The organism is Pseudomonas sp. JH-2 (assembly GCF_036231725.1).
Classification (GTDB): Bacteria; Pseudomonadota; Gammaproteobacteria; order Pseudomonadales; family Pseudomonadaceae; genus Pseudomonas; species Pseudomonas delhiensis.
Window position 1 is genome coordinate 93,605 of sequence record NZ_JAZAQP010000022.1, and the last position, 9,804, is coordinate 103,408.

The following is a 9,804-nucleotide window of genomic DNA, read 5'->3' on the forward strand; positions in this document are numbered from 1 at the left end:
ACCTGTAGGAGCGAGCTTGCTCGCGAACGGACTTCGCAGCGGGGTTTATTCGCGAGCAAGCTCGCTCCTACGAAGAGCATTTCGGCGCGGGCCGCAAGACAGTTGCTCCTACGACCGTGCCTCCTCACGCCAGGGCTGTGTCTTCCCCGGCCTCGGCGTGCAGCTCCTCCACCAGACGCGTGGCGCAGGCGCCGACCTTGCGCACGGCTTCTTCGATGCGCGGCAGGTCGCGGTTGGAGTAGTTCAGGCGCAGGCAATTGCGGTACTTGCCGGAGGCCGAGAAGATGCTGCCGGCCGCCACCTGCACGCGCTCGGCCTGCAGTTCGCGGTTCAGCCGCACGCTGTCGAACTGCGGGTGCAGTTCCACCCAGAGCATGAAGCCGCCCTGTGGCCGGGTGGCGCGGGTGCCCTCGGGGAAGTAGCGGGCGATCCAGTCGGTCATCAGGTCGCGGTGGCGCTGGTATTGGGCGCGCATGCGGCGGATGTGCGGCTCGTAGTGGCCGCCGCCGACGAACTCGGCCAGGGCCATCTGCGGCTGCGGCGCGCAGGTGCCGCTGGCGATGTACTTGAAGTGGAGGATGCGGTCCAGGTAGCGCCCCGGCACCACCCAGCCGGTGCGCAGGCCCGGCGCCACCGTCTTGGAGAAGGAGCTGGCCAGCAGCACGCGGTCGTCGGTGTCGAACGACTTGATGCTGCGCGGCCGCGGGTAGGCATAGGCCAGCTCGCCGTAGATATCGTCCTCGAGGATGGGCACGTCGTAGCGCTGGGCCAGGCTGAGCAGGGCGCGCTTGCGCGCGTCGGGCATGATGTAGCCCAGCGGGTTGTTGCAGTTGGGGGTGAGCAGGATCAGCTTCACCGGCCATTGCTCCATGGCCAGCGCCAGGGCTTCCAGGCTCACCCCGTTGGTCGGGTCGGTGGGGATTTCCAGGGCCTTCAGGCCGTACGCCTTGAGCGCCTGCATGGCGCCGTGGAAGCTCGGTGAGTCGATGGCGACGATGTCGCCCGGCTGGCAGATGGCGCGCAGGGTGATGGCCAGGGCCTCCTGGCAGCCGGTGGTGATGACGATTTCGCTGGGCGGCACCTGGCAACCGGAGTCCAGCATCAGCCGGGAAATCTGTTCGCGCAGGGCCAGCGAGCCCTGGATGCCTTCGTAGCCCAGGGCCTGCAGGTCGGTGCGCCGCGCGGCATTGGCCATGGCGCGCTGCAGCGGCTTGAGTGAAGGGCTGGCGATGTCCGGGGTGCCGCGGCCGAGCTGGACGAAATCGCCGCCGGGGGCGCGGCGCACCTGCTCCAGCACCTGGTCCCACTGCGATACGTCCACCGGCCGCTGCGCCGGGCGGGTCATCGCCGGCATGGCCGGTTGCGGGCGTCGTTCGGGGACGAAGAAGCCGGACTTGGGCCGCGGCTCGACCAGCCCTGCATCCTCCAGCACCCGGTAGGCCTGCTGCACGGTGCTGATGCTGACGCCGTGCTCCTCGCTTAGCGCGCGCACCGAGGGCAGGCGGTCGCCGGGGCGGTAAAGCCCCTGCTCGATGCGTTCGCCCAGGGTGCTGGCCAGTTGTGCGTAGCGCTTCATGACAGTTGCCCCGTGCCGCGCCATGGCGGCGAAGACCAGTACAGATTGGGCAAAAATACGCCATTCAGTTGGTTTTTTCCGCTTTCTGTATGGAAAAAATTCCATTTCCTTGAATCTGTAATGAGACTGGCCCATTCGCCACCCTATCCACAGGCTCGGAGAAGGAGGGGCGACATGAACGGCATGACAGATGTGCGCTTGACCCTGTACCAGCGCGAACTGCTCGGCCTCGACGACGGCAAGCTGGTCCCGCGCGGCCCGGCGGAAAGTCGCTGGCGGCAGTTCTGGCGGCGGGTGCGCACGCGCAGGCAACTGCTCGAACTCAGCGACGAACAGCTGCGCGACATCGGCATTTCCCGCGAGCAGGCGCGCATCGAGGCGCTGCGGCCGTTCTGGCGCTGCTGAGCTTCAGTGCCCGGCGCGGTATTGCAGGGCTTCGGCCAGGTGCGCCCGGGCGATGCGCTCGGCGCTTTCCAGGTCGGCCAGGGTGCGGGCGACCTTGAGGATGCGGTGCAGGGCGCGCAGGGACAGGTCCAGGCGCTCGCCGGCGGTTTCCAGCCAGGCCTGGTCCTGGTCGTCCAGTGCACAATTCTGGTGCATCGCCTTGAGGTCGAGAACGGCGTTCGCGCAACCCTGCCGCGCCAGCTGCCGCTCGCGGGCGCGGGCCACCTGCGCGGCGACCTCGGCGCTGCCCAGGCTGCCCTCCTGGGGGACGAGGCGCGTGGTCTCGCGGCCCACGGTCAGGTGCAGGTCGATGCGGTCCAGCAGTGGGCCGGACAGCTTGGCGCGGTAGCGCTGGATCTGCTCCGGGGTGCAGCGGCAGCGGCCGCTGGGGTCGCCGAGGTAGCCGCAGGGGCAGGGGTTCATCGCCGCCACCAGTTGGAAGCGCGCCGGGAAGCGCACCCGGCCGTTGGCCCGGGCGATCACGATTTCTCCCCCTTCCAGGGGCTCGCGCAGCACTTCCAGAACCTTGCGGTCGAATTCCGGCAACTCGTCGAGGAACAGCACGCCTTCGTGGGCCAGGGTGATCTCCCCCGGTTGCGGCCGGCTGCCGCCGCCCACCAGCGCGGCGGCCGAGGCGCTGTGGTGCGGCTGGCGGAACGGGCGCTGCGGCCAGTGCGTCAGCGGCCCACGCCCGGACACGGAGTGGATGGCCGCCACCTGCAGCGCCTCGTCTTCGCTCAGCGGCGGCAGAAGCCCCGGCAGGCGGCTGGCCAATAGCGTCTTGCCGGTGCCCGGCGGGCCGCTCAGCAGCAGGTTGTGCGACCCGGCGGCTGCCACCAGCAGGGCGCGCTTGGCCGCGGCCTGGCCCTGGACCTCGGCGAGGTCGGGGTAGGGCGGGGTTTCCCGCAGCAGGCCGCGGGCCTGGTAGGGCGGCAGGGGCGCCTGGCCGGTCAGGTGCGCGGCCAGCTCCAGCAGGTGGCCCACGGCGTAGACGGTCAGGCCGCTGGCCAGGCTGGCTTCCTCGGCGTTTTCCTTCGGCACCACCAGGGCGCGGCCCGCGGCGCGCGCCGCCAGGGCGGCCGGCAGCACGCCCTGGACCGGGCGCAGGGCGCCGGACAGGGCCAGTTCACCGAGGCATTCCAGGCCGTCCAGGTTGGCGCCGGCCAACTGGCCGTTGGCGGCGAGCAGGCCCAGGGCGATGGCCAGGTCGAAGCGCCCGCCGTCCTTGGGCAGGTCGGCCGGGGCGAGGTTGAGGGTGATGCGCCGGGCGGGGAACTCGAAGCCGGCGTTGAGGATGGCGCTGCGCACGCGGTCCTTGCTTTCCTTGACCGCGGTTTCCGGCAGGCCGACCAGGGTCAGCGACGGCAGGCCATTGGCCAGGTGCGCCTCGACGGTGACACCGGGGGCTTCCACGCCTACCTGGGCGCGGCTGTGGACGATGGCCAGGGACATGGCAGGGCAGCTTCTTCCAGAGCAAACCCCGAGTTTAGGAGGTCACTGATGCCGGGGTCATGCTCGCTGCCGCTGTAAGGGCGCTAATGTCCGGTAGGAAACTTCCCGTTGGTCAGGGGCAATGGAAGGGGGCTTTCGTAAGCCGGCCCAAGTCGATGCCGTGCAGCCACGCGCCGGGTCATTCGGCCTCGGCGGGCGGCGCGAGTTTGGCCTCCAGTTCGGCGACCTTGGCTTCCAGCGCCTCCAGGCGGGCGCGGGTGCGGGCGAGCACCACCATCTGGCTGTCGAACTCGTCGCGGCTGACCAGGTCGAGCTTGCCGAAGGCGCTCTGCAGCAGGACCTTGAACTGCGCCTCCAGCTCGGCGCGGGGCAGCGGCGATTCACCGCCGAAGAGGCGGCTGGCCTGTTGGCCGAGGGCGTCGAGGAAGGCTTTGGGCGGCAGCATGGCGAGGTTTTCCAGTTGGGACTGGGTGGGGAGTCTATCACGCTGCCCGGTGCCGCTGGCGCGGACCGGGGCAGCCGCCGCAGGTTCTGCGTGCTAGCGCGGGGCATCGGCCTGGGCCGTGGACAGGTCCGCGAAGACCTTGGCGAACATGGGCGCCAGGAGCCGGCTGCCCGCCGCGTTCAGGTGGTTGTCATCGGCGTAGTAGGCCTGTCCTTCCCGGCCGCCGTAGCACTGCCCTTCGTCGCACAGGTAGGGAAGCGGATCGAGAATGTTCACGTCGCAGGCTTCGCGGGCGCGGTCCTGCACGCCCCAGACGAAGCCGTTGCGCGCCTCGTAGTCGGCCCGGCTGAGGGTTACTTGCGGCGCCTTCCCCTGGAGCATCTTCCTGCTCATCACATCCGGCACGTCGACGCGCATTTCCGGTATCGGCCGCACCAGGTAGACCGGGCGCTGCCGCGCCAGGGCGCAGGCGTGGTCGATGTAGAGCCGGGTGAACGCCTCGAGCCATTCGCTGCTGGGCTCGTCCACGGGCGAGCTGACGTAGGCCTGCGGCCGGTTCTTGCGGTTCTGGTCGATGCCGTTGTAACCCAGCGGGTAGACGGAGGTGCGGGTAACGATGATCAGCGGCACCCGGCTGGGCGCGTCGCCGAGTTCGGCCGGCAGTTGCCGGCGCATGCGGTTGCAGGTGTCCTCCGGGTTGTCGCGCGGGTGTTCGCGGATGTGCAGCCCGGGAACCGGCAGGCAGGCCGGTGCGGCCCGCAGGTAGATGCCCTGGCCGGCGTCAGGCAGTGCGAGTTGTGCGGCGGTGACCACGGAGGCGGCGTGGCTGTCGCCGATGAGCATGGCCTGGATGTCCGGCCCGCCATACACGCAGCCCGCGCCCTTGCTCAGGCACTCCCCGTTGCGCGGCGTGCCCTGCAGGGCCTGTTCCCGCATCGCCAGGATGTCCGCGGGCATCCGTTGCGGGAAGCCTTTCGCCCTGACCACCACCTGCGCCATGTAGCCGGCAAGGATCATCAGGCCGGCCAGTCCGGCCACGGCGAACGCTCGCCGGCTAGTGCCCAGCCAGCGCCGCGTCGGTTGTTCCACCAGCCGGTAGGAGAGCTCGCCCAGCAATAGCGTCAGCAGCAGGGCTGCGGCGATCCACAGGGGGGCTTGCCGGTGGCCGGCATGGAACAGCCAGGCGACCAGCGGCCAGTGCCACAGGTACAGGGAGTAGGAACGCGTGCCCAGCCACTGAACGGCGCCATGGGTGCACCACGACGAGGCTTCCCGCCGGGCCGCCAGCACCATGGCGGTTCCCAGTGTCGGCAGCAGCGCCAGCGCACCGGGCCAGGCGGCGGACTCGTCGAGCAGGAACACCGACGCCCCTATCAGCGCCAGGCCGCCGGCTTCCAGCAGGCGCCGTGCCGTCGCCGGGAGCCCGAGGTTCGAGCAGAGCAGGAAGCACAATCCGCCCAGGAGCATTTCCCAGGCGCGGGCGGGCAGGAGGTAGAAAGCCTTTTCCGGATGGCTGGCGGTCAGCGTGATGCACAGCGCCAGCGAGCAGGAGAACAGCGCCAGGTGCACGCCCACGAGCGTGCCGCGCCGGGGCAGCAGCTTCCAGGCGAGGGCGAGGATTAGCGGCAACGCCAGGTAGAACTGCCACTCGACGGACAGCGACCAGGTGTGCAGCAGCCATTTCGCCTGGCTGGCGCTGTCGAAGTAGCCGGCTTCCTTCAGATACAGGTGATTGGACAGGAAGGCCAGGGACTGTCGGGCGTGCCGGCCGAGGGTCTTGTAGTCGTTTGGCGCGAGCAGCAGCCAGCCGACGGCCAGCACGACCGCGCAGACCACCAGCAACGCCGGAAGGATGCGTCTGGCCCGGGCCCAGTAGAACGCCAGGACGGAGAAGCCGCCACGCTGCAGGCCGGTGCCGATGATCCCCGCCATGAGGTAGCCGGAGAGCACGAAGAACACATCCACGCCGGCGAATCCGCCGTCCAGTCCGCCGACGTCGAAGTGATAGAGGATGACCGCGACCACCGCCAGGGCTCGCAGGCCGTTGATGTCCTGCCTGAAGTGGTTGGCGGGCGTGGGTTTCGTCTGGCCGGACCGGGCGCGGCGGCTGGGGAGAAGGCTCATCGCTGGTTTTCCGCAAATCGGCGAAAGATAGGTCTTTCGACTCCTGCGGCGACGCCCGCTCGGATACTGAGGAACTTGCCTTCAGGCTTTCGGAAAATCCCTTCGGAGAGATGGCCCTGGTCCAGCGCTGGTCGAGCCTCTTCCCTATGGCGCAGCCCGGATGGCCCAGGTCGGCCCCCCGGTTTGGCGGGAAAAAGGGGCCGCTGCACGATTTTTGCGCAAGCTTGGTGGCATGACTGCCCGGTTCTGGTGCGCGACATGGCACCCGGCCATCGCCCCGGCGCCGCTGTTTTTCGCTAAGAGGCTGAATCGGCGGGCTTTTCGCCGAGCTGGCAAGGTTCCTGCTTCGGCGCTGACATAGCGTGCACCGATGCAGGTCCGGTGCGGCTGGCGGAGCTGACGAGCGCTTCGCGGGAAGCGGCTGGAAGAGGTCGGAGTGCTGAGGTAGGGCGGCCGGCGCGTTACAAAGCCAGACACTGCGCTTAGACTTGTCCCCGGGTTCGTTTTCCTGGGGCGAGTCCACCAAAACACGGGAGAGAGTTTCATGAAGCTAGTCACAGCCATCATCAAGCCGTTCAAGCTCGACGACGTGCGCGAGTCGCTGTCCGAGATCGGCGTGCAGGGCATCACTGTGACCGAAGTCAAGGGCTTCGGCCGGCAGAAGGGGCACACCGAGCTGTACCGTGGTGCGGAATACGTCGTCGACTTCCTGCCCAAGGTGAAGATCGATGTGGCCATCGCCGATGACCAGTTGGACCGCGTCATCGAGGCCATCACCAAGGCCGCCAACACCGGCAAGATCGGCGACGGCAAGATTTTCGTCGTGAATCTGGAACAGGCGATCCGCATCCGTACCGGCGAGACCGGTACCGACGCCATCTAAGCCAACCGAACCCCCCGCCCCAGGAGAAACAACAATGACTCTGCGCAAGTTCGCAGGGCTAGGCGCCCTATTGCCCCTCGCAATGCCCGCACTGGCCATGGCCGACGAGGCAGCGGCCCCCGTCCTGAACAGTGGTGACACCGCCTGGATGCTGATTTCCAGCGCCCTGGTGCTGATGATGACCATCCCCGGCCTGGCGCTGTTCTACGGCGGCATGGTGCGCGCCAAGAACGTCCTGTCGATCATGATGCAGTGCTTCGCGATCACCGCGCTGATCAGCATCCTGTGGGTCGTCTACGGCTACAGCCTGGCCTTCGACACCGTCGGCATGGAGAAGGGCGTGATCAACTTCGCCTCCTTCGTCGGCGGCTTCGACAAGGCCTTCCTCAGCGGCCTGACCAGCGAAGGCCTGACCTCCGCCTCGGCGCTGTTCCCGGAAAGCGTCTTCGTGATGTTCCAGATGACCTTCGCGATCATCACCCCGGCGCTGATCGTCGGCGCCTTCGCCGAGCGCATGAAGTTCTCCGCGCTGCTGATCTTCACCGGCCTGTGGTTCACCCTGGTCTATGCCCCCATCGCGCACATGGTCTGGAGCGGTGACGGCGGCCTGCTGTGGGACTGGGGCGTACTGGACTTCGCCGGTGGCACCGTGGTGCACATCAACGCCGGTGTCGCCGGCCTGGTGGCCTGCCTGGTGATGGGCAAGCGCAAGGGCTACCCGACCGCCGCCATGGCCCCGCACAACCTGGGCTACACCCTGGTCGGCGCCGCCCTGCTGTGGGTGGGCTGGTTCGGCTTCAACGCCGGTTCCGCCGCCGCCGCCAACGGCACCGCCGGCATGGCCATGCTGGTGACCCAGATCGCCACCGCCGCCGCCGCCCTGGGCTGGATGTTCGCCGAGTGGATCACCCACGGTAAGCCCAGCGCCCTGGGCATCGCTTCGGGCGTGGTCGCCGGCCTGGTGGCCGTGACCCCGGCCGCCGGCACCTGCGGCCCGATGGGCGCGATCATCCTCGGCCTGGCCGCCGGCGTGATCTGCTTCTTCGCCGCCACCAGCCTCAAGCGCGCCATCGGCTACGACGACTCCCTGGACGCCTTCGGCGTGCACGCCGTCGGCGGCATCGTCGGCGCCCTGCTGACCGGCGTGTTCGCCGCGCCCGCCCTGGGCGGCTTCGGCACCGTCACCGACATCGGCGCCCAGCTGTTCATCCAGTTCAAGGGCGTGGCCTTCACCATCGTCTACACCGGTATCGTCAGCTTCGTGATCCTCAAGGTGCTGGACCTGGTCATCGGCCTGCGCGTCACCGAGGAAGAAGAAACCGTGGGCCTGGACCTGGCCCTGCACAACGAGCGCGGCTACAACCTGTAAGTTCGCTCGGGTTCGACGAAGGGCGCCCTCGGGCGCCCTTTGTTTTTTTCTGCGCTTCGCTAGAATGCGCCCCGATCGGTAGCCAACAGGAGGCCCCGCCATGTGGAAGCAGACCCAGATCACCCTGCGCCCGCGGTCGCGCGGTTTCCACCTGGTCACCGACGAGGTGCTGGCGGCATTGCCGGACCTGGCGCGTTGCCGGGCCGGCCTGCTGCACCTGCTGTTGCAACACACCTCGGCGTCGCTGACGCTGAACGAGAATGCCGACCCCTCGGTCCGGCGGGACTTCGAGCGATTCTTCAATCGCCTGGTGCCGCAGGGCGAGCGTGGCTACGAGCACGATTACGAAGGGCCGGACGACTTGCCCGCGCACTTCAAGGCCAGCCTGCTGGGCTGCCAGCTGACCCTGCCGGTCAGCGCCGGGAGACTGGCGCTGGGCACCTGGCAGGGCATCTACCTGGGCGAACACCGCGATCACGGCGGGCCGCGCAAGGTGCTGGCGACCCTGCAGGGCGAGGCTCTGTGAATTTTTTCCGGCAGCGTTCGTCAAAGCGCGCGGCTGGGCTATAACTAACCTGCTTTGCAGCACCACGAGGTTGAATAATGAGCGACGAAGAACTGGAACAAGACGAGTTGGAAAGCGGCGACGAGGACGACGGCGAGGAGTTGGCTGCAGCTGACGATGGCGACGCCGAAGGCGAAGCCGACGAGGCCCCGGCTTCCTCTGGCGGCAAGAAAGCCAAGGCAGCCGTAGAAGAAGAGGAACTGCCCTCGGTCGAGGCCAAGCAGAAAGAGCGCGACGCCCTGGCCAAGGCCATGGAAGACTTCCTCTCCCGTGGTGGCAAGGTCCAGGAGATCGAGCCCAACGTGGTCGCCGATCCGCCGAAGAAGCCGGACAGCAAATACGGCAGCCGCCCTATCTGAGGGCGACGTCGTGAAAAAGCCCGCCCTCTCCGCCAGGGGAGCGGCGGGCTTTTTCTTTGTGACGGCCTGTGGGGGCGGCTTTTCGTAGGAGCGAGCTTGCTCGCGAACAGTGGTTACCGGTGACGTAGGTGTTGGGTTCAAGAGCGCCCTCTCCCCAACCCTCGGCTGCGCGCCCCGCCCTGAAGGGAGAGGGGGCTGTCCCGAGTTGCCGGAAACTCCAGAGTTATCCTGAGACGCCTATCTCCCCGTCGCCATTCCCGCGAGCGCGGGAAGCCGGGGTTCGCGAGCAAGCTCGCTCCTACGAAGAGCAAAAGCGGCTCTTGCTCTGGTTTTTGGACTTCCAGAGAAACAACCGAACGCACCGGAACGCCCCTTCAGAAGGCCGAGCGAAACCGGCGCTCAGGAGGTCATGCGACATGGATGTCGCGAGAGCCCCGATCAGCACAGGGACGTGCTGTCGGGGGGGGCCTCCGTGGCGGGGGAATTCGCGAGGGTAGCCCGGCTTCATCGGGCCCGTATGTCGGGGCAAGCCTTTTTGGTTCCTTTTGTGGCGTTTGACAAAAGGGACTCGCCCGAGGGGGCGAAAC

The 9,804-nt window shown here is 68.0% G+C and carries 9 protein-coding genes; 5 read left to right on the forward strand and 4 right to left on the reverse strand.

Annotation, left to right across the window (positions count from 1 at the left end):
- Nucleotides 1-124 precede the first annotated feature (124 nt).
- Nucleotides 125-1,576, reverse strand: coding sequence for an aminotransferase-like domain-containing protein (locus VV867_RS16775; protein WP_328567032.1), 1,452 nt, complete (start codon nucleotides 1,574-1,576; stop codon nucleotides 125-127).
- 174 nt (nucleotides 1,577-1,750) lie between these two features.
- Here VV867_RS16775 and VV867_RS16780 point away from each other — a divergent pair, with 174 nt between their 5' ends.
- Nucleotides 1,751-1,981: a DUF1127 domain-containing protein gene (locus VV867_RS16780; RefSeq protein ID WP_275628259.1), complete on the forward strand. Its 231-nt coding sequence runs from the start codon at nucleotides 1,751-1,753 to the stop codon at nucleotides 1,979-1,981.
- 3 nt (nucleotides 1,982-1,984) lie between these two features.
- Here VV867_RS16780 and VV867_RS16785 read toward each other — a convergent pair whose 3' ends face one another.
- From VV867_RS16785 to VV867_RS16795, 3 genes are all read right to left on the reverse strand, one after another.
- Nucleotides 1,985-3,472, reverse strand: coding sequence for a YifB family Mg chelatase-like AAA ATPase (locus VV867_RS16785; protein WP_328567033.1), 1,488 nt, complete (start codon nucleotides 3,470-3,472; stop codon nucleotides 1,985-1,987).
- Between the two features lie 178 nt (nucleotides 3,473-3,650).
- Nucleotides 3,651-3,917: an accessory factor UbiK family protein gene (locus VV867_RS16790; RefSeq protein WP_109934390.1), complete on the reverse strand. Its 267-nt coding sequence runs from the start codon at nucleotides 3,915-3,917 to the stop codon at nucleotides 3,651-3,653.
- Nucleotides 3,918-4,010: 93 nt separating this feature from the next.
- Nucleotides 4,011-6,041, reverse strand: coding sequence for an acyltransferase family protein (locus tag VV867_RS16795; protein ID WP_328567034.1), 2,031 nt, complete (start codon nucleotides 6,039-6,041; stop codon nucleotides 4,011-4,013).
- 544 nt (nucleotides 6,042-6,585) lie between these two features.
- Between VV867_RS16795 and glnK the strand changes: the two genes are divergently transcribed.
- The 4 genes from glnK (at nucleotide 6,586) to sutA (ending at nucleotide 9,217) form a co-directional block, all read left to right on the forward strand.
- Nucleotides 6,586-6,924, forward strand: coding sequence for a P-II family nitrogen regulator (gene glnK / locus VV867_RS16800; protein WP_003457590.1), 339 nt, complete (start codon nucleotides 6,586-6,588; stop codon nucleotides 6,922-6,924).
- A gap of 34 nt (nucleotides 6,925-6,958) precedes the next feature.
- Nucleotides 6,959-8,293 carry an ammonium transporter gene (locus VV867_RS16805; protein WP_109934392.1) on the forward strand — a complete coding sequence of 445 codons (1,335 nt, stop codon included), beginning with the start codon at nucleotides 6,959-6,961 and terminating at the stop codon, nucleotides 8,291-8,293.
- A 100-nt stretch (nucleotides 8,294-8,393) separates the two neighbouring features.
- Nucleotides 8,394-8,819 (forward strand): secondary thiamine-phosphate synthase enzyme YjbQ, encoded by a 426-nt coding sequence (locus VV867_RS16810; RefSeq protein WP_328567035.1) that lies wholly within the window; start codon nucleotides 8,394-8,396, stop codon nucleotides 8,817-8,819.
- A gap of 77 nt (nucleotides 8,820-8,896) precedes the next feature.
- On the forward strand, nucleotides 8,897-9,217 hold the full coding sequence (sutA, locus tag VV867_RS16815; RefSeq protein ID WP_109934394.1) for a transcriptional regulator SutA: 321 nt from the start codon (nucleotides 8,897-8,899) through the stop codon (nucleotides 9,215-9,217).
- Nucleotides 9,218-9,804: the final 587 nt, after the last annotated feature.